Raw genomic sequence first — 21224 nt, 5'->3', positions numbered from 1 at the left:
ACCGGCCGGCAGCTGGAGCTGTTCCTCGGCGGCCTCCACACCACGGCGCTGGACGCCTCCGAGCCGCTGCGCCGGCAGCCGCTGACCCTCGACAAGCTGGACCGCTGCCTCAAGACCGCGGAGTAGCTGCGCCGTTCTTCTCCGCTCTAGAAGCCGGCAGTTCCCGGTAGCTCCCATGACGCCCGTGCGGTCGGGGTGATCAGGCGGCCTCGCCGCCGGCCGCAGTCGATCCGGCGCGGTCTGGGCGGCAGCAAATACTTGGCTAGCCACATATTTGATGTACAGTGCTTATGTGTCTAGCCACCTAATGTGTGGCGCAACGTGAGGAGCTGCCATGAAAGCCATCGTTTTCGACCGTTTCGGCGGCCCGGAAGTGCTGCACGAGGCGGACATCGAGGTCCCGCAGCCCGGACCCGGGCAGGTCCGTGTCCGCGTGAAGGCTGCCGGGCTCAACGCGCTGGACGGCAAGATCCGCTCCGGGATGCTGGAGGCCGTGTACCCAACGACCTTCCCCGCCGTTCCCGGTGGCGAGCTCGCCGGCGTGGTGGACGCCCTGGGTGAGGGCGTGGAGGACGTGCAGGTCGGCGACGAGGTGCTGGGCTGGTCGGACACCGGCTCGTACGCGGAGTACGCGCTGGCCACCATCGTGGCCCCCAAGCCCGCCGCCCTCGATTGGCAGCACGCGGCCGCGCTGCCGGTGGCGGGTGAGACCGCCGAGCGGGTCCTGAACCTGCTGGGTGTCGTTGCGGGGGAGACCGTGCTGATGCACGGCGCGGCGGGAGCGGTTGGAACCCTGGCGGTTCAGCTCGCCACGGCTCGCGGAGCACGTGTCATCGGCACCGCCGGCCCCGGGAATCAGGAATATCTCGCCTCGCTCGGCGCCACCGCGACCGTGTACGGCGAGGGCCTGGTCGAGCGGGTCCGGGCGCTCGCCCCTGACGGCGTGGACGCGGTGTTCGACCTGGCCGGGAAGGGCGCCCTTGAGGACTCCATCACCCTGCGGGGCGGCACCGATCGTATCGTCACCATCGCCGACTTCCGCGCGCAGCAGCTCGGCATCACCTTCTCCAGCGGTCCTGCGGAGGCCTCGTCCGACCGCCTGGCCGCCCTGGCCCAGGACGCCGCGACCGGCAAGGTCGTCACCACCGTCACCACCTATCCGCTCGACCAGGCCGCCACGGCCCAGCAGGTCAGCGACGCCGGGCATGTCCGGGGCAAGCTCGTCCTCACCGTCGGCTGAACACGCTCGCCTCTTCATCCACCCCGCCCGCCGTCTTCCCGATGCCCACCCGGGCTCGCCGCACCGAAGGACCACGCATGCTGGACTCTCTGTGGACGCCGACCACCGTCGGCGGCATACCTCTGCCGCACCGCCTGGTCATGGCGCCCATGACTCGGGACCGCTCCACGCCGGAAGGCGTCCCGACCGAGCTGAACGCCGAGTACTACGCCCAGCGGGCCTCGCACGCGCTGATCATCACTGAGGGAACCCAGCCCTCCGCCGACGGCCAGGGCTACCTCCTCACTCCCGGCATTCACCATGACGAGCAGATCGCCGGGTGGCGCAAGGTCATTGACGCCGTACACGCGGCCGGCGGCCGGATCGTCATCCAGCTGATGCACGTCGGACGCATCTCCCACCCCGACAACACCCCCCACGGGCGCCGGCCGGTCGCCCCGTCGGCGATCCGCCCCGAGGGCGTGATGTTCACCGCGTCCGGGCCCCAGGAGATGCCGGAGCCCCGTGCGCTGTCCACGCAGGAGGTCGCGGCGACGGTCGACGACTTCCGGCGCGCCGCGGCGGCCGCCGTCGCGGCGGGCGCGGACGGCGTGGAGATCCACGGCGCCAACGGCTACCTGGTGCACCAGTTCCTGTCCGACAACACCAACCAGCGCGCCGACCGCTACGGCGGCTCCCTTGACAACCGCATCCGCTTCGCCGTCGAGGTCGCCGCCGCCGTGGCCGACGAGATCGGCGCGGAGCGCACCGGTCTGCGCATCTCCCCCGGCAACCCCTACAACGACATCGCCGAGTCCGACACCGCCGAGCTGTATCCGGCGCTCCTGGACGCGCTGCGCCCGCTGGGCCTGGCCTACCTCCACGTGATGCACGCGGGCGAGGAGGCTCTGCTGGAAACCCTGCGCGCGCAGTGGCCGGCCACGCTGATCCTCAACCGGGGCGGCACCGATGTACCCACCCGCGCCAAGGACATCGACAACGGTACGGCCGACCTGGTCTCTGTCGGCGCCCTCGCGCTGGCCAACCCGGACCTGGTCGAGCGGCTCCGCGCCGGCGCGGAGCTGAACGCCCCCGATCCGGACACCTTCTACGGCGGCGGAGCGGCCGGCTACACCGACTACCCCACCTACACGGATTGAGGCACCGAACCATGCCCCACATCCCCACGACGGCCAGCAAAGGGCCGATGAGCTACGCGATCTTCCAGCTCGCCCGCGCCCACCGCGCCTACGCCGCCGCCCTGCTTCGCGCGATGGACCTGCATCCCGGACAGGAACTGCTGCTGATGCAGCTCTTTGACCGGGACGGCCAGACCCAGTCTGAGCTGCTCGAAAGCGTCGGCCTGGACCACTCCACCGTCTCCAAGTCCCTGCGCCGGATGCAGGATGCCGGCCTGCTCGTCCGCGAGCCGGCCGCACATGACCGGCGCGTCATGGTGGTCCACCTCACCGACAAGGGCCGTTCCATGCGCGAACCCATCGCTGCCCTGTGGCAGGCGCTGGAGGAGACCTCCGTGCGGAACCTGTCGGAGCAGCAGGCGGAGTCCTTCGTCGACACCGCCTACGCCATCGCCGAGGCGCTCGCCAGTCGCGCGCTTCCGCAAGAAGAATCCGAGTAACTCGCCGGTGCGGCTGGCCGTCTGCACATCGAACGGCCGCATCACCCCATCCCATCCGCGCCTTCGGCCTCGGTAACCAAGCCCCTCGCTCCTGACATGGAAAGTGAAAACTTCATGACTGCCACCGACTCCACCACCCTCCCGGTCCTCGTCGTCGGGGCGACCGGCTCTCTCGGGGGCAAGGTCGTCGACGAACTGCTCAAGCGCGGCAAGAACGTCCGTGCCCTGGTCCGGCCGGCCAGCGACGCTGACAGACTCGAAAGCAGGGGCGTGGAGATCGCCCGCGGCGACATGCTCGACCTCGACTCGCTCGTCGCCGCCATGAACGGCGCCGATGCCGTCATCACCACCGCTGCCGGCTACACCCGCGGCGGCAAGAACGCGCATGCCATCGACACCGTCGGCAACGCCAACCTCGCCGAGGCCGCCCACCGCGCCGGCATTCGACGGTTCGTCCTGACCAGCATCCTCACCAGCGACCAGACGCCCGATGTCCCACACTTCTGGCACAAGAAGCTCGCCGAGGACGAACTCGAACAGCTCGGCGTCCCGTTCCTCGCACTGCGCCCGGGGGCGTTCCTCGACCAGATCGCGAGCATGGCGGGCGACCCGATCGACAAGGGCCGCCTGATATGGATCGGCAAGACCACCGTCCCGTTGACCTTCGTCCATACTTCCGATCTCGCGGCGTACCTGGCAGCCGCAGTCGACGCCGAGGCCGACGACGGTGAGCGCATCGACATCGGCTGGGACCGTCCGGTCAGTATGCGCCGGGTAGCCGACCTGATGGGCAGCCGGGCCGGAAAGAAGATCAAGGTGTGGGCCGTCCCGTCCGCCGTCGCCCGCGCCGCAGGAGCCGTCGCCGGCCGCTTCATGCCCCTGATCAAGGACATGGCCGCGATGTTCGGCTGGTTCGACACCGGCCGCTACGTCGCCGACACCCGCCGCCAGGAGCAGCTGTTCGGCCCCGTCCCCACGGCCGAGGACGTCCTGGCCCGGTACAGCGACGAGCTGGGCACTGCACAGCACCGGTGACAGGCCGACGTCCGGCGCCCTGACCAGGACGCCTCAGGCTGCCCTACCGAATCCGATGGCCTGCGAGTCCTGCGAGTCTGCGCGCTGACCCCGCAATCGGGCTGACGGCCGCGTGATCATGGCGGCGTTGCGGAAGGGGATCCCCAACGAAGGGGGCTATACGGAACACTGGAGGGCGTGAACGGGACCCGCGTCGCTGCTCGACCGACGAGCAAGACCTGATCATCCAGACCAAGCAACTCCTGACCTCGGCGTGCCCGAGACCGCATCTACATCGACCGTGGGTTCTCCGGCACCACCCGCCGCAACCGCGCCGGCCTCGACCAGGCCATGGCCGCCGTCTGGAACGGGTCGGTGTTCACCGTGACCAAGTTCGACCGCTTCGCCCGCACCATGGCCGAGGCCAACGAGATCCTCACCGGCCTGTCCGGCCGCGGCGTCCTGTTCGGACTCGGCGGCTCGGTCTACGACTGGAACGACCCGTTCGGGCGGCTGTTCCTGCAGACCCTCGCCATGGTCGCCGAGTTCGAGGCCAACCTCGGGCACATGCGCCCCCGTGAAGGCATGGCGCTGGCCAAGAAGAACGGTAGGCTCAAGGGCACGCAGCCCAAACTGCCCGAACCCGCCCGGCGCTCCATCCGCCGCCGATACGCCGAGGGCAAGGTGTCTCTGGCCGATCTGGCCACCTGGCCTGACCCGCCATTCTCAGCGTCAACGGCTGTTCCTGGGTTCCCCGACCCCGTTAACGCCGGACTCCGAGTCGAGGACGAGAGCGATCACCATCACCTCCCACCGCACCAGCACACCAAATCCGCACATCACCAGGTGATCTGAACGCCGCCGAGTGCAGACCACGTCGCGCATTCGTGCAGATGACTTCGGAAACCGACAGGGGTCGCGCCTGGCGCGGCGGCGGGCGAACCGGCCCGCGGTGCGCAGGCGTGCCGCCGCGGCCGACTCCTCTACCACCGCCTCCTCTGACGGGCGCGTGGGCGGCGAGGTGTCTGTGAGATCTGAAGGCGCCGAGGGTCTGCTTTCTATCGGGTCTTCCGCACGTGGGTGGTGTCGGTGTCCAGGAGGGTGCCGTCGGCGCTGGTCGGCGCGATTTCCGGCACAGGGATGCCGTGCTGGTCGACAAGGGTGGAGTGGGTCTCGCCGGGCGCGAAGGCGTGGCGTTCTCCCCACTGTCGCAGGGTGAGGATGACGGGGAAGAGGTCGCGGCCGGCGTCGGTGAGCACGTACTCCTGGCGGCGGCCCGATAGCGCCGTGCGCTGGGCGAGGAGCCCGTGAGCAGTGAGCTTCCGGAGGCGATCGGTGAGGATGTTGCGAGCGATGCCGGTGCGTCGCCGGAACTCGGTGAACGATCGTGCCCCGTCCATCGCGTCGCGGATGACGAGAAGGCTCCACCTGTCGCCGACGAGGTCGAGCGTGCGGGCGACGGGGCAGTCGGGGTCGGTCCAGTCAAGGTCAGGGGCGCGCATGGTGGTGGGCGACATGACACCTCCCGATGAGTTGCGGATTGAAACCATTATGCCGTACGGTCAAATTGGTTTCAATTTGCTACCGATTGAGAGTGGAGCGCGATGGACGTGTGGCGGCGGTTGCTGCTCGCGGTGGCGTGTGGTGTCGCTGTGGCGAGCATCTACGCCTCCCAGCCAGTTCTGGAGCCGATGGGACGCGATCTCGGAGTGCCGGCAGAACTCACCGGGTGGATCGTCGCGACCGGCCAGATCGGCTATCTGGCAGGGCTGGTGCTGCTGGTGCCGCTTGGCGATGTGGTCGACAGGCGCCGACTCATCGCCGTGCACCTGGCGCTCACCGCAGTGGGCATGATCCTGACGGCCTCGGCGTCAGCCGCATGGGTGGCGTTCGTGGGGCTCGCGGCGGCTGGGGTGTTCGCGGTCGTGGTGCAGACCACGGTGGCCTACGCCGCGTCGGTCTCACCGCCTGCCGAGCGCGGACGGAACATCGGTGTCGTGACCTCGGGCGTTGTGGTCGGCATCCTGGGCGCGCGGGTCGTCACCGGCACGCTCGCCGAGGTGTGGGGCTGGCGGAGCGTCTATGTCGTGCTCGCAGTGCTGTCACTCGGGCTCACGGCCCTGGTCCTCGTCGTACTACCGCCAGAGGAGCGCCCCAACCGACCTGCGGGGTACAAGCGGGCCGTCGTCTCACTCCGCGGACTGTTCGGGCAGCGCATCTTCCTGACGCGCGGGCTCATCACGTTCTTCTTGTTCGCCTCGTTCGGAACCCTGTGGAGCGGACTGTCCCTGCCGCTGGCGGACACGCCGTGGCAGCTGAGCGAGAGCCAGATCGGACTGTTCGGCATCGCCGGACTCGCCGGCGCACTCGGGGCGGCACGCGCGGGACGGTGGGCGGATGCGGGACGGGCGGCCCCGATCACCGGTCTCGCGCTCACCCTGCTCATCCTCTCGTGGGCGGCCATCGTGCAACTGCGGTGGTCACTGTGGCTCCTCATCGTCGGAATCGTGGTTCTCGACTTCGCAGTCCAGGCTGTGCATGTGAGCAACCAGCACCTGCTCACCGCCGCGCATCCGGATCGCACCAGCAGCGTCATCGGTAGCTACATGATCTTCTACGCGCTCGGCTCCGCCCTCGGCGCAGCCGCAACCACCGCCATCTTCACCGCCCACGGCTGGGCGGGCTCCAGTCTCCTCGGGGCCGGATTCGCGGCCTGCGCGCTGGCCGTCTGGGCGACCGACAGGCGACTACCCCTCGATAGAGCGAACCTCCGATCCGAGAGCCCCGAGTTGCAACACGGTTGAACCGGGGAGACAACATGGCCGGTCTGGGCCATCACCACCGCGCCTTGCCGCAGGTAGCGCAGGGCGATGGGTCGCGCAGCAGTTCCAGTGTGGCTTCGACGGAGTCGACCCCGCCACTGAGGCCGACGACGACCGGCATGTGCACCATGGGTCCTCCACGTCCGGAAATGCGCGAACTCCCGCCGGGTGCCGGCGGGGGTTCGCGTGGAGAGGGTCAGCTGTCGCCAGGCGGCGGGGCGCCGGTCGGGTCGCGCTCGTCGTAACGCGGCAGCTGCTGCATGCGTGCGAGCTGCCGGCGCCGCTGGCGGCCAGGGCGGGGCCGTTTCCTGTGGTGAGGGCCTGACCTAGGGTATCGGTGAGGTCGCAGGGGACACTCCGTGCTTGGGCAGCCATCCCGCGTAGCCGGCAGGAATCACGTGGCCGGTGGACGCCGATATCCGTTCATGTCGTTTCCTCGGGGTGGCGGAGCAGCCGGTCGGCCTGGCGGATGATGCTCTCCAGGTAGCGGCGCGTCGCGGCGGGGTCGTCCCATGCCTGAGGGTCGATGAGCATGCGGTACATCGCCGCGCCCACGACCATGTCGATGATGGAGTCGATGTCGGCGTCGACGGCCAGCCGTCCTTCCTTTCTCGCGCGGTCGAGCGTGTCGCGGATGATGCGGCGCCGAGGTTCGATGTACTGCTGACGGTAGGTGTCCAGCAGCGACGGATGGCTCACGCTGGAGCCGATGAGCTGAGCCAGCACCGCGCGGAAGCGCCCATCGCCGAACGTGCGCACCCATGAGTCCATCAGCCGCTCGTCGGCCGGGCCCGGCGGTGCGTCGGTGGTGGCCCAGATCTCCTCTTCCGGTACGACGGTGCGGGCCTGTTCGATGGCTTGGGTCAGCAGTTCCTCCTTCGAGGACCACCGGCGGTAGATCGTCACCTTGGCCACGCCGGCGCGCTTGGCGATCTGCTCGACGTTCGCGCCCTCCAGGCCACGCTCTGCGAACAGTTCCAGCGCCGCCTTCATGATCGCCTCATCGGCTTCAGGGTCACGCGGCCGACCCCGAGTACGGCGGGCGGAGGTCATCGGAAGTCCACCTCCCCGATTCCCGCGCCGGAGGACGGCGGCACGAAGCGGGGCGTGTGCCCGGGCCGCAGCCGCCAATCGGGGGTGAGAACGGTGTCCAGATGCCGGCGCAGCGTCCGGAATTCGGCCGCGCGCGGGCGACCGTTGGAGAAAACGGATGCGACCGCGGATCGGTAGGGCGTGTTGTCGTGAGCGAACAGCGGCACGGTGTCCTGAGCCGAGGCGAGCAGGCTCTGGATACGCCGGGCCGCCTGCAGTTGGAGTTCGGTGTCGGCGCCGCCGATCGTCATCTGGCGGACCTGGTCGACGGCCAGGTGGGGCAACGTGTAGAGGGTGTCGCCCATGAACAGCGCGGCGCCGTCGTCCATGCGCAGCAGCACGCACATGTGTCCTGGGGAGTGCCCGGGCGTGGGCAGCAGGACCAGGCTGCCGTCGCCGAAGTGGTCCTGGGCGGCGGGGAAGGCGCCATAGCGGCCTGAGTCGAAAGCGGGGAAGGACAGGCGGTCCTTGACCAGGCCGAACGAGTACGGGTACAGAACGCCGTCGATCCAGTCGCGCCGGTCCATCACCACGGTCGCGTGGGACAGGTAGCGCAGACCTCCCGCATGGTCGTCGTGGACGTGAGTGAGGAACACGGTGCTGATCTCCTTGATGTCGTAGCCGAGCCGGGCCACCTGGACCTGCAGGTCTTGCTCGGGCGTCATCTTGTACTCGTTGCGCTCGGTCAGCAGGCGCGAGGCCATGCCGTCGTGGCCGTAGTACCCATCGTGATCGTGTGCCTGTTCCCAGTTCACACCGGCGTCGATGAGCATCAGCCCGTGCCGCGGGTGGTCGATCAGATAGGCGTAGATCGGCACGGCGATCTGCGCCTTGTCGAGCAGGGTGCGCATATAGCCGTTCAGCCCCTCCCAGCCGTCGAGGCCTCCATAGAACTGACCGTAGGTGACGATGGTGTCCCCGGTGTGAATCGGAAACACCCGGACCGCGCCGTCGCTGATCCGTCGCCTGCCGCCCGTGGCGTTCACGGCTTGCTCCCGTTCTTCGGCACCCCGCGCCAGGAGGTCTCGGCGATAGCGGTCGACGCGGCTGGTCGAGATCCCGCTCAGCACACCCAGCAGGGCGCCGGCACCGGCTAGGAGCAACGCCCGTCGGGCGCGTCCGGAGGCCGGCTCCGTCCTGGCACGCCGCCTGCGCAGCCCCGTGACCAGCGCCGCCGCCAGGGTGGCTGCGGCCGCCAAGCCGATCAACACAGGCACGTCGGTGACGTGGAAGACGACCGCGAAGTACAGCCCCAGGGTGCACAAAGCGGCAGGAACGCCGACAAGCGCACGCACGCGGGCCCGGCCGGACCGCCGTCCGAACACTCCCGGCCACAGCAGCCCGATCATGAGGCCGAGCAACAGCAGACCATAGCCGACGAGCAGCGGGGCTGCCACGTCCTTCAGGCGCAGCACGACCAACCAGGCGGCGGACACCACGAGGGTCAGGGCCAGTAATGCGATCTTGCCGAGGAGCTTCATCGGCCGGACCTCCAATTCGTAAACGCTAACGGTAGCGTTTGCATAATAACCCCATCGCTTCTGTAGCCCGTAACGCCCCACCTTGCTCGTCGAGCAGGGTCGGGGCTCGGGCCTGGCGCGGCCGCCGAGGAACGGAAGCCCGGCATGCCGAGATGGACGGTGGTGTGAGCGGCCGCCAGACGTCGAATGGCCCCAAGCTTCTGGCCGGCCGCGCGGCATCTGGGCGGGATCCGGCCGAAGCTGTGGACATCCGATGCAGGCTTGACCGAAATGATCTTCAAGCTTCAGATGGCTTGGCCATCGCCATTTCGCTCACAGAAAGTAACGCAAAGAATAATGGCGTTCGCGCCGCCACGGCGTGTGCGGGCCGTACCCCTGACGCTGGGGAACATCGAGGCGGAGGTGGGTCGAGGACCCTCACGGATCGCCCGTTCTGAGGACCTGCCCGTGGATACCAGCGAAGACCAGGCCGAGCTCGTAGGAGAGGACGGCCGCCTGGGTGCGGTCGCGGGCGCCGAGCTTGTCCAGGACATTGCGACGTGCGTCTTAGCCGTCTCCTTGGAGACGTACAGCGTCGCCGCGATTTCTGCGTTGTTCTGTCCGAGCGAGACGTGCCGCAGGTCCAGCTCGCGCGGGGTCAGCTCGACCGGCACGCGCGACCTCGCCGTACCGAAATGCGGAGAGGCTATGCGGCGCAGCGCATCAGGGAAAGGCCCTTGGCATGCCCGGAGGTGGCGCCGGATGCGGCGAGGCGGGGCAGCTCGATCCAGGCTGACCCGGGTTCCCGCAGTGTCAGTTTTCGAAGGGGCGTGCAGGAATGTCCAGGGGAGCCGTCCCGCGGGCCTACACGATCGCCTTCAGGATCTTGATCAGAGCGGTGGTCGCGGGCGGGTCCGGCGGCTCGCCGTACGTGACCGCGAAGATCTGCCGGCTGTTGCCCGCGATCTCGGTGGCGTGGATCCCCGGCGTACGGTGCGCCCGAAGCGCGAGCCCGGGCAGCGTGGCGACCCCCATCCCGGCCGCCACCAGCGACTGGACCACGACCATGTCGTCGCTGGAGTACGCGATCCGCGGCGTGAACCCGGCGCGCTCGCAGGCGGTGACCAGCGCCGAGCGGCAGCGCTCGCACCCGCCGACCCAGGCGGAGTCCCGGTGGTCCGCCAGCCGCTGGCCCGGCTCCCGGCTGATCAGGTAGAGCGGGTCGTCCAGCAGATGGGTCAGCCGGAACCCCTCCTCCTCGTCCGGGGTGCTGGCGTGCCGGAAGACCAGCGCGATGTCGACGTGCCCGGCGCGCAGCATCCGCAGCCCCTCCACCGGGTGCACGTCGACCAGGTTCAGCTCGACGCCCGGGTACGACGCGGACAGCTCGGCCGCCGCCTTGGGGATGATCGTGCTGAGGACCGTCTGGAAGCCCGCGACCCGCACGCGCCCGGCTCGGAGCCCGATCTGGGCGGCCAGTTCGACGGAGGCCGCCTCCACCCGCCCGACGATCTCCCTGGCGCGCAGAGCGAGGAGCTCGCCCTCGGGGGTGAGCCGGATGCCGCGGCCCACCCGCTGGACGAGGCGGGCCCCGGTCGCGGCCTCCAGCCGGGCGAGGTGGTGGCTGACCGAGGGCTGGGAGTAGTGCAGTTCCTTGGCCGCCTCGCTCACCGACTCGTAGCGGGCCACGGCCTCCAGCACCCGCAGGTGCGTCAGGTTCATCACGTATCAACTTTATCTATGTAAGTCGGGATTTTTTGGCATTAGACGTCATGGCTTCGGCGGGGGAGCATCGGGCTCATGACCGAGCAGATCACTGCCCCCGCCGACGGACTGTCCAGGCCCGGCCTGGCCGAACTCGTCGCACGCATCCAGCCGTGCGCCCGCCGGCAGGCGGATCCGCGGGCGATCGCCCGGCAGGTGGCCGACGTGCTCGCGGAGACGAAGCCGGCCGTGGACCTGCTCACCGTAGCCGAGCGGGCCGGCTCTCCCGACGGCTACACCCGTCACACCCTGCACACCGAGGCGGCGTTCTCGGTGTCGGCCGTGGTGTGGCGGCCGGGCCAGGTGACGGAGATCCACGACCACCTGGTGTGGTGCTCGTTCCTGGTGCTGCAGGGCGCCGAGACCGAGACCCTGTACGACATCGACGGCGACCGCCTGGTCGAGATCGGCGAGCGCCACCGGCCCGCCGGCTCGGTCAGCGGCGTGGCCCCGCCCGACGACATCCACCGGGTCCGCAACACCGGCGACACGGTCGCGATCACGCTCCACGTGTACGGCGCCGATCTCAGCAACGGCACCAGCGTCCGCCGCACGTACAGGCAGAAGAACGACGGATGAGGCCACCGATCGCCGGCTGAACCAGATCGAAGGAGAATCGAGATGCAAGATCAGAAACAGAACTTCGCCACCACATTCTCGGTGGACCGGACTCCCCAGGAAGCCTTCGAGGCCATCACCGATGTCCGTGGCTGGTGGTCGCAAGAGGTCGAGGGCGTCACCGACCAGGTCGGCGGCGAGTTCCACTACCGCTACAAGGACGTCCACCGCTGCACCATCCGCGTCACGGAACTCGTGCCCGGCCGGAAGGTCGCCTGGCTCGTCCTGGACAACTTCTTCAACTTCATCGACGACCAGACCGAATGGAAGGGCACCGAGATCGTCTTCGAGCTCTCCGAGAGGGACGGTGGCGCCGAGGTCCGCTTCACCCATGTAGGCCTGGTTCCGCAGTACGAGTGCTTCGACGTGTGCTCCAACGCGTGGGGCGGTTACCTCGGCGGAAGCCTGCGAAGTCTGATCAACACAGGCGAGGGACGGCCCAACCCGAAAGAGGACGGGAACGCCCCGGACCACCAGAACGCCGCCACTGCTCTGCGCGCCCGGCGCTCACCCCAGGACACCAGCCTGGCCGACGGCGAGTGAAGCGCGCCCATCCTCGCCAGATCCGGGGTCGTGGAGGAACCGCGCAGGAAAGAGCGGTACGAGCCCGAGGCTGTCACTGCCGCTTCAGCGGAGGGGAACGACGCGAGGGCGGCACGAGCGCCTGGGCCGTTGTGAGCAAGGTCCCAGACGCCCATGCCTCCATATGGCAACCGACTCCGCGTCATACCGGGCGGCGAAACGCGGGATTCGGCTTCGTGCGGGTTCGAACCGCGCCGGCCCTGAGTCAAGGGGTCACGATGGCGAGCCTGTCGATGTTGTTCTCAGTGGTCCAGAGGTTGTTGTTGTCGGGTCCGCGTGTGATGTGGAGCGGCCCGGCGAGGGTGTCCGGGAGCGGGTACTCGCTGATGGTCCCGGTGGTGGTGACGCTGGCGACGTTGCCGGCGACCTGCTCGGCGAACCAGAGGTTGCCGTCGGGGCCGCTGGTGATGCCCCATGGGAAGCTGTTGATGTCGGACAGCGTGTATTCGGTGAAGGTGCCCGTGGTGGTGACTTTGCTGACCTTGCCGTTGCCGTCGGTGTACCACAGGTTGCCGTCCGGGCCCGTGGTCATCCCCACGGGCATCGCGCCGGAGCTGGGTACGGGGAATTCGGTGATCGTTCCGCTGGTGGTGATGCGGCCGATGCTGGCCGCGACCGCTTCGGTGAACCACAGGTTGCCGTCCGGCCCGGTGGTGATGAACATCGGGTAGGCGCCTGTATCCGGCAGGTTGTACTCGGTGATCGTCCCGGATGTGGTGATCCGGCCGATCTTGCCCGTCTCCGACTCGGTGAACCACAGGGCGCCGTCCGGGCCCGTGGTGATACCCCAGGGGTAGGCGTTCGCGGTCGGCAGGTTGTACTCGGTGATCGTCCCGGATGTGGTGATCCGGCCGATCTTGTTGCTGGCGAACTCGGTGAACCACAGGGCGCCGTCGGGCCCGACGGTGATGTGTCCGGGCTCGGCTGCGGGGGTGGGCAGGGTGTATTCGGTGAACACGCCCGCCGGGGTGACGCGCCCGATCTTGTTGCCGGAGGTCTCGGTGAACCACACGTTTCCGTCCGGCCCTGCGGTGATCCCGACGGGAGAGGCCGGCCTCGTCGGTAGGGACAGCTCATTGATCGTCGGGGCCTGCTGGGCTTGCGTGGCGGACCGTGCGGCCCCTTGGCGCAGCGAAGTGGGCGGGCGCATGCACCGGATCTTGCGATGGCGCGGCATCTGCTTGAGCTTCAGGCAGAGCTTGATATACGGACGCGGGTGCGGCGGACGGGGTGGCGGGGCGGCGGCCGCCGTGGAGGCGGGCGCGCAGGTCGTCAGAGCCAAGGCGATGACCATGAGCGGACAGGCGAGGAGCCGAGAACGAAGACGCATGACATCCCTTCCAGAAAGGAACAGCGAGCACGCCGGTGGGCCGTCTGGACGAAGTCGGACAATCCAAGGGATTGGCTCCGGCAGCAGTACGTCCAGCTCTGGCACCGGCCTCGACGTCGTGAAGGCCGATCAGGCGGAAATTTGTCATTCCCGCCCGGCCCGGCCCGCTCTCTCAATATCTCGCAATGGCGCGGACCGCCTGCGATCGTCATGGTTCGCGGCTGGTCAGAACTTCGCTAAATCACCGGCCCGGGGCCGGCGGAGACGGCGGACTTGCATAAGTCGATTTTTCTGCTTTTGCGGCTGGCTGGCTGGAAATCTCGGGCCAAAGCGACGGCTTATCCGGCTTTCGCGAGCCGACGATCCTGTGGTGGCTGAGCGGGTGTTTGAGAAGGTGCGGCGTGTCTGCGTGACCTCGACGTCGACATGATCAACAGTGGCCCCGGGTGGAGCAACGAGCGCGACGGTACTCCTCGGACACCAGTGACGAGCAGGGCGGTGATCGAGCCCTCTGCTGTCACAGGTGAAGACCGGAGGCCGGCCGGAGAAGCACCCGCGCCGCGGTGCGCGGACGAAACCCGGCCTCGTCATCCCGCTCACTGAACCGCCGAGGGAAATGTCCGCCAAATGTCCGGGTCGGTGTCCTGGCTGTGCCCCCCGCGGTCAGCCAGGCTTGCTCGGGCACTGTCATCTATCCGAGAGAGGTTTACCCGGACGTTTGCAACAGCACGGACGGTGGCCAACGGTGGGGCTGGAACAACGGTGGGCTCCTCATGAACCTCGCGCGAAATGAGTGCCTAACCGACGGCGCTGATTATGACACCGGAGTTGCCAAGTGCTCGGACTATCCCGACCAGCATTGGAGGCACCAGAGCTTGGCGATTGTCAACGCTGCCTCCGGCTACTGCCTGGAGCCCGGGACCAACTCGCCGGGGGCGCGGATATGTACCCTGCCGTGCCGCACCACCACCCGCCAGGGGCGGACCGTGACCTACTGGTGACACCCGCCTCGCGCATCGCGCGATTGTATGCGGAGACGTAGTCACCGGAACAAGGAGAGAAAGCAGCCATGAAGGATGAATCAACAAACCTCGGCGAGCCGGCGGTCGTCGACCGGGCCACCTTCCAGGCCGAACTCGACAGGCTGCGGGCCCGGGAGAAGGCACACACCCGGGAAGGCGACGCGATCGCCGCGGCCCGTCGGCGCCTCCCCATGGTCGAAGTCGATGCCGACCTCGAGCTGATCGGGCCCAACGGGCCGCTCACCCTGCTCGATGCGTTCGAAGGGCGCCGGCAGCTCATCGCCTACTACTCCATGTGGTGGCCCGGCCGGCCCGCGCCCGAGCAGTGCGAAGGCTGCACGATGTTCCTCAGCCAGGTCGCTGAGCTGTCCTACCTGCACTCCCGTGACATCACGTACGCAGTCTTCAGCCAGGGCCGCAACACCGCGTTCGGCCCCGCCGACCCACAGGTGTCGTACGACGAGAGCCTCCGCTACCGCGACTTCATGGGCTGGGACATGCCCTGGTACTCGGCACAGCCCTCCCTCGACGCGCTCCTCGTCGGTCGTGAGCTCGGCTTGTTCCACCTCGTGTGCTACCTACGGGACGGCGACCGCGTCTTCGAGACCTACTGGACGAAGCGCCGCGGCGTGGAGGCCATGGACTACGCCTACTCCCTCATGGACCTCACCGTCTACGGACGCCAGGAACCCTGGGAGGACTCACCCACCGGCTGGCCGCAACACTGCTCCATGAGGACTTACGGCGGCTCGCCCGTTTGGCCGCCGGTGTCGGAGGAGGAGGGCGGACGCCCCATCGCCCAGTGGCCGCGACTCGACGCCGGACACTCCGACGACCTCGCCGTTGGACCCTGATCGTCAGTGGAAAGAGCCTCCTGAGCCCGGACGGGTCTGCGGGGCCCGCTGCTTCTCAACCACGCTGTGAGTAGCGTGGTGAGGGGGCGGCGGTCAGGCGACCGAGTGGGTGATGACGCCGGTGTAGGTCCCCGCCGTCGCTTGTGCCGGGATGGTGACGACAAGCGTCGGCCGCCAGCTGGTCGAGGTGGCATTCGGGAACTTGCGCGAGCTGAAAGCGGTCACCGGCGAGGACAGCGGGACACGATCCGCGGCCGTGGGCTGCCCCGGAGTGCGGCTTCTCGCACCACCCGAGAAGGCGGTGACCGGACCCGACCAGTACGCGACGTTGTTCCTCGTGATGGTCTGCGCGGGGCCGCCGGCGCCGGTGGTGAAGTCGGTGGCCGTCACGGTCGCCGTCCAACTCATCTGGCCGGCACGGGAATCGGCCACGGTGACCGTGCCGAGGCTGGCGCTGATCGTGCCGCCCGCACTACCGCTGCCGAGGCTCGCCGATGTGGGTGCGGACATCGACAGAGCCGGAAGCGGCTGCAGCCGCCACGTGGGCACAGTGGTCGCCGCTGTCCCGGACTCGGCAGAGGCCGCAGGAGCACCCACGCCGAAGAGCAGCGCGAGTGAAGCCAGCAGCGTTGAGGGGGTCGGCACGCGTTACTCCACCTCCCATTGCTCTTGTCATTCCTGCGCGGCCATGGGTCCCGGGGACGCGCGGGCGTCTGGTCCAGCAGCCAACGACAAACCGATGACAGGCTAGATCACACCCACGTATCCGCCTGCCCGACACTCTTGATCCCGTACGGCAAACTCCTCACCAAGGACCACGGGAAACTCCACTTCGGGCCGACCGATCGTCGTGTCGCCGTCTCGGTGACCCGGCGTGCTGGTCCGCGAGCGTGGGCAGGCTCTGTCGGGAGTTCGGATCTTCAGGTGACGGAGGCTGCGTGCGCGGATTTCTTGTCCGGCGGCGTTTCGTCCGGAGGAGGCGGAGGCGTCCGGCTCCACGGCATACGCCGCCAGGCGACCCAGGCCCCGGTGTAGGTTTCGCGGATGGCCACGGGTGCGAAGTTCAGCGGCGCGGCGGGCCGGCTCTGCAGCGGCGGCTGGCTGACGTTCCACGGCATGATCACCAGCGTCGTGTTCGATGGCACGGTGTTGATGTCGTCCCGGTTGATCGGGATGAACCGTGCCGGCACCTGCAAGGCCTGGCATATCCAGATCTGCCAGGGCATATCTCGGTAATCCATGGCCACTACGTCACGCGACGTGAGCCCGGGCTGGTTTGAGGTCGGTGGCGGAGTGCAGGTGCTGGGACCAGGGATTGGTGGATCGCGAGGTGATCGCGGTCATCACCGCCACGCCCCAGATCCCGATGGCGGTGAACACGGCCGTCGCGGCCGTACCGGTGCGTGCGGACAACCACGCAGCCGATCCCACCGCCGCCAGCGCGAGCAGGGCCAGGCAGGTCGTCCAGCCCAGCTTGAACGCCGTCCAGCTCCACGTCGACGCGGCGATCTCCGGGAAGTCGAACACCCCGAAGAAGGCGGTCTCCAGCCGCGCGCCGGCATACCCCCACACCACCACCGCGCACAGCGGCACGAGACAACGACCATAGGCGAAGTTCGCCACCGCCCCGGCGGCCGGCACACAGATCGCGGTGGCGGCATCACGCCGGTCCGCCCACCGCCGTACCAGCACGGCCCCCAGCACGCCAGTGTGTACGACTACGATGATCGCTCCACGGGCATGGACACTGTAGGTGTAGGCGGCAAGCACGGAGGCCGCGACCGCCCACACCACGTCTCGGCGGTCGATCCAGGCGTGCAGGCACAGCAGCAGCCCGTCACCACCAGCGGCAAGATCGCATCACTCCCTGAGGCAGTTGCTCCGCTTACCTGGTGCGTGAGCGCGGCGGCGGACGATGAACACAAGCATCAGGCCGGCGACCACCGCCGCGGCAACCACGGAGAAGGCGACGCGTGGCGTGCCGACGCTGACCGGCTTGCCCACACCGGCGGCGGGGAAGGTGATCGTGGCGGTGGCCGTGTGTTCCACTCTGCCGCTGCGCAGCCGCAAGCGTGCCTCCCAAGGCCCATCTGGAAGCCGTCCGTCCAGCGTGACGGTTACCCCTCCCGTGTCGCCGGGCAGCAGAGACGTGCCCGGCGGTACGGGATATGGTCCGGCGGCCTGCAGGCCGGCCGGGCCGTCGGCGAGCTCAAGCGTTCCGGTCATCTCCAGAGCGCGTTCCCCCGTGTTGCGGAGCTGGGCGATGATCTGCGGCTGGCCCTGGGGGGAGCGTGCGGGCGTGAGTGAGAGGATCTCGAACGCCGAGGGCGGTTCACCGCCTGGGCCGACATCGAGGTAGATCCGGATCCCCACCCGGTTGATCACCTTGGCCGTGCCCGTGCCGGCACCGGCGACCTCGGCCCAGAGGACGCCGTAGCGTTCGCCACGCGAGGCGGTGGGCGGCACGCCGATGGTGACGCGCGCGGTCTTCTTGCTGCCCGGGGGGAGTTTGAGCACCGGATGGTCGACGGAGATCCATTCCGTCAGCTCGTTCGGGGTGCGGCCGGTGGCGTAGGCGAACGTCCGCTTCTCGATCGAGGCCGCGGCGGCGTAAAGATCGATGCTCAGCCTGCGCGAGGTCGTGTTGCTGACCTCGACCCGTCGGCGGATGGTCGTGCCCGGACCGAGGTGATCGACGATCGAGGTGTAGGCGCGGGGATCGTCGCGGCGAACGAGCGGCGCCTCCAGCAGCCGGATGCTGAACACGCCCTTCGGCTCGCCTGATGGGCCGTCCCGTCCCGGCTCGGCCCCCCCAACGCCGGCGACAGCGCCCTGGACCAGCGTGGCCGCCGCAAGCAGCACCATCCATGCCGCAACCCGGCGCAGGACCACGCTAACCACCCGTAACAGAGTGCGTCACCGTCCCGGTGTACGTAGCCGCGCCATTCTGCAGGGGCACATCGACGGTCATCGTGGGCACCCACGTGGTGGCGCTGCTTCCGGTCCCAGGATCGTGTTCCACGACCTCGGTGGGCGTGGCCATGCCGTTCGCGTCCCGGGACGTCACCGTGCCGTTGTTGGTGCTGGCAGTCCCGGGGGAGTAGCTCGCCTGGCTGGGCGGGATGTTGGGCTGTCCCGTCGCCGTGAACGGCGTCGACACCACCGTGCACGTCCACGCCAGGTTGCCGTTTCGGTTGTCGATGACCGTCACCGGGTCCCCGGCCGGCCACGAGCCGCTGGCCTGCCGGGCAGGGGCGTTGTAGGCGAGGGTGACGTTGGACGGTGCCGTCATGCCGAGAGCGCCCGACGACACCTCGAATGTCACCACGGTGTCGCACGGCGTGGACGGCGGCTGCCCGCTCGGGCACGGCACGGCTCGAGCGGCGGGGACGGGGCCGAGCAACGCCACGACAGTGGCACCGGCCGCCGGCACCCCCAGGCATCTGCCAGGCTTGAACCGCATGACAACTCCTCAAGTGATCGAGGTCGGGCGCGCCAGAGCTTCTTGCAGGGGTTGTCAACGATCTCGCCCTCCCAGTTGAGGTGAGGCTACGGCGCGCCAACGCGATACAGGGGACGACGCCCAGCGTGCTGGCGGTTTAGGGACTCAGTCTTGCCGCATGGTTGGCGACGGCACGTGATGGGCGACACTCCGTTTGTCGACGGCAGTGAAAGCGATGTTTATCCCAGGATTTCGGGCAGGCTGCGACCGACCGGCTGATCGCCCGCCGCGATGTCAGCGTCCCGGAGAAGACCCTCTACCGGCTCCTGTATGAGACAGCCGGACAGGCCGGAAAACCTCGCTCAACATCGAGGATCTGGGACCGCCCGCCAGGGGTTGTCAAGCTGAGTCCGATGGTCAGCCCGCTTGAGAGCCGTGAAACCGCGTCAGGCAACTAGGTGACGTCCTGGTCAGTGCCAGAAGAGCAGCTCAGTTGGTGCGAGCCGTGGACGGCACGGTGGTGATGGCCTGCTCGACCGTGGGCTGCACGGTCAGATGGGCGTCTGCCCCTGTGATGTGCAGCAGGTGGGGGGATGCGGCGTGGGCGGCGGCCAGGTGGATGCGGTGCAGTCGGCTGCGCAGGCGCGGGCGCGGGCGAGCGGATGTGCAGGCTGGAGCCGTCCAAGGAGGGCACCTCGGCCAAGTCGACGACCAGGTGATCGCCGGCGCGGCGGACCCGCTGGAGGTAGCCGGTTGACCGGGGGCCGGTGCTGCGATCGGCCTCGCCGGCGATGACGATTACGGGGACGCGGGAAAGACGCTGGTGCGTCAGGGCGAAGGCCGCCGCGGTGACGGGCGTGGCCGGGCGGGCCGGAGGCTCGGGCTGCCGAGAGGCTCCCACGCACGGAGCCTAGACTGTCCGTGGTGGCGCCGATACCCGATGTTGTGTCCTGGTTCGGGCGCCGCCGATCGCTGGGCCGCCGGTCAGGTGTCCGTCCCGGTGGCCGCAACGCCTGCTCGGCGTCGTGGCCGCCGGTCAGGTGCCCAGCGTCGAGCAGGTCAAGGAGCACATCGCGGCAGATCGAGGGCGCCCACGAGTGCTTCGTTCACGCGATCGGCGACATCGACATCCTGCTCGACATGCTCGGCGGCCCGCACACCGTGCTCGGCGACGACTGACTTCCCTGGTCAGCGGACGGGCCTGGTGTCGGCCCCCGGCCAGCAGAAGCGCCGCCCTACGCGCTTGGTGTTCACTATGGTGCCGCCGAGGTGGCGGTCGTGGTGGCCTGCCACTGGCACAAGGGGACGGCGCCGCGCCAGGAGCAGACCGCCGGCGATCGCCGCGCTGTCCGAGCCGGCCCCGCCGCTGGACTCCGACACCGACGAGGCGTGGCGGGCCAATGGCTGGCCGGGGTTTGGCCTAGGCTGCGGTCATGGCCGAGATCAAGACTCCGACTCCCATGGAAGCCTTCGAACTGCTGCTCGCGGGAAACCAGCGCTTCGTTGCCGGTGCCCCGGATCACCCGAATCAGGACGCGACACGCCGCGCCGAGATCGCACCGGGCCAGCGCCCGTTCGCCGTCCTGTTCGGGTGCTCCGACTCCCGGTTGGCCGCAGAGATCATCTTCGATCGTGGCCTGGGTGACCTGTTCGTGGTGCGCACGGCGGGCCACGTGATGGGCGCGGAGGTGCTGGGCAGCATCGAGTACGGGGTGGACGTGCTCGACTGCCCGCTGGTGGTGGTCCTCGGCCATGACTCGTGCGGGGCGGTGGGCGCCGCGTGCGCCGCACTGGAGGACGGCATGACGCCGGCCGGGTACGTCCGGGACGTCGTCGAGCGGGTGACGCCCAGCGTGCTCGCGGCGCGGGCCGCAGGTCGCGTGGAGGCCGACGAGATCCTGGCCGAGCACATCAGGCACACGGTCGACCTGCTATTGGACCGCTCTCGGGTGCTCGCCGAACGGGTCGGCGCCGGCCAGGCCGCCGTCGTGGGCCTGTGTTACCGGCTGGCCGACGGCAGCGCCCAGGTGGTGGCAGCCCGCGGCCTCGAAGTCACCGCCGGCTCCGCAGCGTGACCGGAGCTCCGCCAACCGTTGCACAGCCACCTCACACCGCGCATGGCCCACGGATCCGCCCACGCTCACGGTCCCTGCACCTCGCTCCGCGCCCGCGGCGCGCGGCTGGCCCGGGCCGCGGACTGCGAGGGGTGCCACGGGCGGGGAAAGCGTGATCACTGACCAGGGGCGTTGCCGGTCACTCGGCGGGCCGGGGCCCCGCGGCGCGGCGGAGCCGGTTGGCGATCGCCAGGCCCAGCCCCTCCTCCACCGGCAAGGACGCGACGATGAGGTCGCAGCCCCGCTGGTCGA

The 21224-nt window shown here is 69.0% G+C and carries 23 protein-coding genes; 12 read left to right on the top strand and 11 right to left on the bottom strand.

The genetic code is table 11. The features are described 5' to 3' along the window. Nucleotides 1–334 precede the first annotated feature (334 nt). The 5 genes from ID574_RS58770 to ID574_RS58750 all read left to right on the top strand — a co-directional run bounded on the left by ID574_RS58770 (nt 335) and on the right by ID574_RS58750 (nt 4727). Nucleotides 335–1240 carry an NADP-dependent oxidoreductase gene (locus tag ID574_RS58770; RefSeq protein WP_188197779.1) on the top strand — a complete coding sequence of 302 codons (906 nt, stop codon included), beginning with the start codon at nt 335–337 and terminating at the stop codon, nt 1238–1240. A gap of 77 nt (nt 1241–1317) precedes the next feature. Further along, nucleotides 1318–2379: an oxidoreductase gene (locus ID574_RS58765; RefSeq protein WP_188197778.1), complete on the top strand. Its 1062-nt coding sequence runs from the start codon at nt 1318–1320 to the stop codon at nt 2377–2379. Between the two features lie 47 nt (nt 2380–2426). After that, a complete protein-coding gene (locus ID574_RS58760) occupies nt 2427–2858 on the top strand; it encodes a MarR family winged helix-turn-helix transcriptional regulator (RefSeq protein ID WP_223168206.1) in 432 nt (143 codons plus the stop codon). A gap of 114 nt (nt 2859–2972) precedes the next feature. Next, a complete protein-coding gene (locus ID574_RS58755; RefSeq protein WP_188197776.1) occupies nt 2973–3893 on the top strand; it encodes an SDR family oxidoreductase in 921 nt (306 codons plus the stop codon). A 267-nt stretch (nt 3894–4160) separates the two neighbouring features. Further along, nucleotides 4161–4727, top strand: coding sequence for a recombinase family protein (locus tag ID574_RS58750; RefSeq protein WP_223168211.1), 567 nt, complete (start codon nt 4161–4163; stop codon nt 4725–4727). A 203-nt stretch (nt 4728–4930) separates the two neighbouring features. On the opposite strand, the gene ID574_RS58745 is transcribed toward ID574_RS58750, so the two are convergent. Then, on the bottom strand, nt 4931–5389 hold the full coding sequence (locus ID574_RS58745; RefSeq protein WP_188197775.1) for a winged helix-turn-helix transcriptional regulator: 459 nt from the start codon (nt 5387–5389) through the stop codon (nt 4931–4933). 87 nt (nt 5390–5476) lie between these two features. Between ID574_RS58745 and ID574_RS58740 the strand changes: the two genes are divergently transcribed. After that, on the top strand, nt 5477–6676 hold the full coding sequence (locus tag ID574_RS58740) for an MFS transporter (protein ID WP_188197774.1): 1200 nt from the start codon (nt 5477–5479) through the stop codon (nt 6674–6676). A 441-nt stretch (nt 6677–7117) separates the two neighbouring features. On the opposite strand, the gene ID574_RS58735 is transcribed toward ID574_RS58740, so the two are convergent. The 3 genes from ID574_RS58735 to ID574_RS58725 all read right to left on the bottom strand — a co-directional run bounded on the left by ID574_RS58735 (nt 7118) and on the right by ID574_RS58725 (nt 10968). Then, nucleotides 7118–7687 (bottom strand): TetR/AcrR family transcriptional regulator, encoded by a 570-nt coding sequence (locus ID574_RS58735; RefSeq protein ID WP_223168205.1) that lies wholly within the window; start codon nt 7685–7687, stop codon nt 7118–7120. A 56-nt stretch (nt 7688–7743) separates the two neighbouring features. Then, nucleotides 7744–9267 (bottom strand): N-acyl homoserine lactonase family protein, encoded by a 1524-nt coding sequence (locus ID574_RS58730; protein WP_188197772.1) that lies wholly within the window; start codon nt 9265–9267, stop codon nt 7744–7746. Between the two features lie 843 nt (nt 9268–10110). Then, the gene (locus tag ID574_RS58725) at nt 10111–10968 is read right to left on the bottom strand and encodes a LysR family transcriptional regulator (RefSeq protein WP_223168207.1); all 858 of its coding nucleotides are present in this window, start codon (nt 10966–10968) and stop codon (nt 10111–10113) included. A 78-nt stretch (nt 10969–11046) separates the two neighbouring features. On the opposite strand from ID574_RS58725, the gene ID574_RS58720 reads away from it, so the two are divergent. Then, nucleotides 11047–11589, top strand: a complete 543-nt coding sequence (locus tag ID574_RS58720) for a cysteine dioxygenase family protein (RefSeq protein ID WP_188197770.1) — start codon at nt 11047–11049, stop codon at nt 11587–11589. Between the two features lie 42 nt (nt 11590–11631). Beyond that, entirely contained in the window at nt 11632–12171 is a 540-nt protein-coding gene (locus ID574_RS58715; RefSeq protein ID WP_188197769.1) for an SRPBCC family protein, read from the top strand. A gap of 244 nt (nt 12172–12415) precedes the next feature. Here the strand turns inward: ID574_RS58715 and ID574_RS58710 are convergent, their stop codons facing one another. Then, on the bottom strand, nt 12416–13540 hold the full coding sequence (locus tag ID574_RS58710; protein WP_223168204.1) for a Vgb family protein: 1125 nt from the start codon (nt 13538–13540) through the stop codon (nt 12416–12418). Nucleotides 13541–14103: 563 nt separating this feature from the next. Between ID574_RS58710 and ID574_RS63350 the strand changes: the two genes are divergently transcribed. Together ID574_RS63350 and ID574_RS58705 are read left to right on the top strand one after the other, a co-directional pair. Beyond that, nucleotides 14104–14541: a ricin-type beta-trefoil lectin domain protein gene (locus ID574_RS63350; RefSeq protein ID WP_442939470.1), complete on the top strand. Its 438-nt coding sequence runs from the start codon at nt 14104–14106 to the stop codon at nt 14539–14541. 68 nt (nt 14542–14609) lie between these two features. Next, complete coding sequence (locus ID574_RS58705) at nt 14610–15416, top strand: DUF899 family protein (protein ID WP_188197768.1); 807 nt, start codon at nt 14610–14612, stop codon at nt 15414–15416. A 93-nt stretch (nt 15417–15509) separates the two neighbouring features. Here ID574_RS58705 and ID574_RS58700 read toward each other — a convergent pair whose 3' ends face one another. The 5 genes from ID574_RS58700 to ID574_RS58680 form a co-directional block, all read right to left on the bottom strand. Then, complete coding sequence (locus tag ID574_RS58700; RefSeq protein ID WP_188197767.1) at nt 15510–16061, bottom strand: hypothetical protein; 552 nt, start codon at nt 16059–16061, stop codon at nt 15510–15512. A 275-nt stretch (nt 16062–16336) separates the two neighbouring features. Continuing rightward, complete coding sequence (locus ID574_RS58695) at nt 16337–16663, bottom strand: hypothetical protein (protein ID WP_188197766.1); 327 nt, start codon at nt 16661–16663, stop codon at nt 16337–16339. A 4-nt stretch (nt 16664–16667) separates the two neighbouring features. Beyond that, nucleotides 16668–17120, bottom strand: a complete 453-nt coding sequence (locus ID574_RS58690; protein ID WP_188197765.1) for a hypothetical protein — start codon at nt 17118–17120, stop codon at nt 16668–16670. 156 nt (nt 17121–17276) lie between these two features. Beyond that, nucleotides 17277–18317: a DUF916 domain-containing protein gene (locus ID574_RS58685; protein ID WP_223168203.1), complete on the bottom strand. Its 1041-nt coding sequence runs from the start codon at nt 18315–18317 to the stop codon at nt 17277–17279. Continuing rightward, a complete protein-coding gene (locus ID574_RS58680) occupies nt 18310–18879 on the bottom strand; it encodes a WxL domain-containing protein (RefSeq protein ID WP_188197764.1) in 570 nt (189 codons plus the stop codon). The genes ID574_RS58685 and ID574_RS58680 overlap by 8 nt, the downstream gene beginning before the upstream one ends. Nucleotides 18880–19782: 903 nt before the next feature. Here ID574_RS58680 and ID574_RS58675 point away from each other — a divergent pair. Then, entirely contained in the window at nt 19783–20037 is a 255-nt protein-coding gene (locus tag ID574_RS58675; RefSeq protein ID WP_188197763.1) for a hypothetical protein, read from the top strand. A 254-nt stretch (nt 20038–20291) separates the two neighbouring features. Further along, nucleotides 20292–20933, top strand: coding sequence for a carbonic anhydrase (locus tag ID574_RS58670; RefSeq protein WP_188197762.1), 642 nt, complete (start codon nt 20292–20294; stop codon nt 20931–20933). 178 nt (nt 20934–21111) lie between these two features. Here the strand turns inward: ID574_RS58670 and ID574_RS58665 are convergent. Continuing rightward, nucleotides 21112–21224: Sua5 family C-terminal domain-containing protein (locus ID574_RS58665; protein WP_262496129.1), on the bottom strand; the 113-nt coding region annotated here is incomplete at its 5' end.

The sequence above is a fragment of the Nonomuraea sp. SYSU D8015 genome (assembly GCF_008065375.1).
Taxonomy (GTDB): Bacteria; Actinomycetota; Actinomycetes; order Streptosporangiales; family Streptosporangiaceae; genus Nonomuraea.
The sequence above is the reverse complement of the archived record's forward strand: the minus strand, read 5'-3'. Positions and strand labels throughout refer to the sequence as shown.

Excerpts from the sequence above, each read along its gene's own strand:
- ID574_RS58770 (WP_188197779.1), top strand. The coding sequence starts at position 335 with ATGAAAGCCATCGTTTTCGACCGTTTCGGCGGCCCGGAAGTGCTGCAC.
- ID574_RS58765 (WP_188197778.1), top strand. The coding sequence starts at position 1,318 with ATGCTGGACTCTCTGTGGACGCCGACCACCGTCGGCGGCATACCTCTG.
- ID574_RS58760 (WP_223168206.1), top strand. The coding sequence starts at position 2,427 with ATGAGCTACGCGATCTTCCAGCTCGCCCGCGCCCACCGCGCCTACGCC.
- ID574_RS58755 (WP_188197776.1), top strand. The coding sequence starts at position 2,973 with ATGACTGCCACCGACTCCACCACCCTCCCGGTCCTCGTCGTCGGGGCG.
- ID574_RS58745 (WP_188197775.1), bottom strand. The coding sequence starts at position 5,389 with ATGTCGCCCACCACCATGCGCGCCCCTGACCTTGACTGGACCGACCCC.
- ID574_RS58740 (WP_188197774.1), top strand. The coding sequence starts at position 5,477 with ATGGACGTGTGGCGGCGGTTGCTGCTCGCGGTGGCGTGTGGTGTCGCT.
- ID574_RS58735 (WP_223168205.1), bottom strand. The coding sequence starts at position 7,687 with ATGAAGGCGGCGCTGGAACTGTTCGCAGAGCGTGGCCTGGAGGGCGCG.
- ID574_RS58730 (WP_188197772.1), bottom strand. The coding sequence starts at position 9,267 with ATGAAGCTCCTCGGCAAGATCGCATTACTGGCCCTGACCCTCGTGGTG.
- ID574_RS58725 (WP_223168207.1), bottom strand. The coding sequence starts at position 10,968 with ATGAACCTGACGCACCTGCGGGTGCTGGAGGCCGTGGCCCGCTACGAG.
- ID574_RS58720 (WP_188197770.1), top strand. The coding sequence starts at position 11,047 with ATGACCGAGCAGATCACTGCCCCCGCCGACGGACTGTCCAGGCCCGGC.
- ID574_RS58715 (WP_188197769.1), top strand. The coding sequence starts at position 11,632 with ATGCAAGATCAGAAACAGAACTTCGCCACCACATTCTCGGTGGACCGG.
- ID574_RS58710 (WP_223168204.1), bottom strand. The coding sequence starts at position 13,540 with ATGCGTCTTCGTTCTCGGCTCCTCGCCTGTCCGCTCATGGTCATCGCC.
- ID574_RS58705 (WP_188197768.1), top strand. The coding sequence starts at position 14,610 with ATGAAGGATGAATCAACAAACCTCGGCGAGCCGGCGGTCGTCGACCGG.
- ID574_RS58680 (WP_188197764.1), bottom strand. The coding sequence starts at position 18,879 with ATGCGGTTCAAGCCTGGCAGATGCCTGGGGGTGCCGGCGGCCGGTGCC.
- ID574_RS58670 (WP_188197762.1), top strand. The coding sequence starts at position 20,292 with ATGGCCGAGATCAAGACTCCGACTCCCATGGAAGCCTTCGAACTGCTG.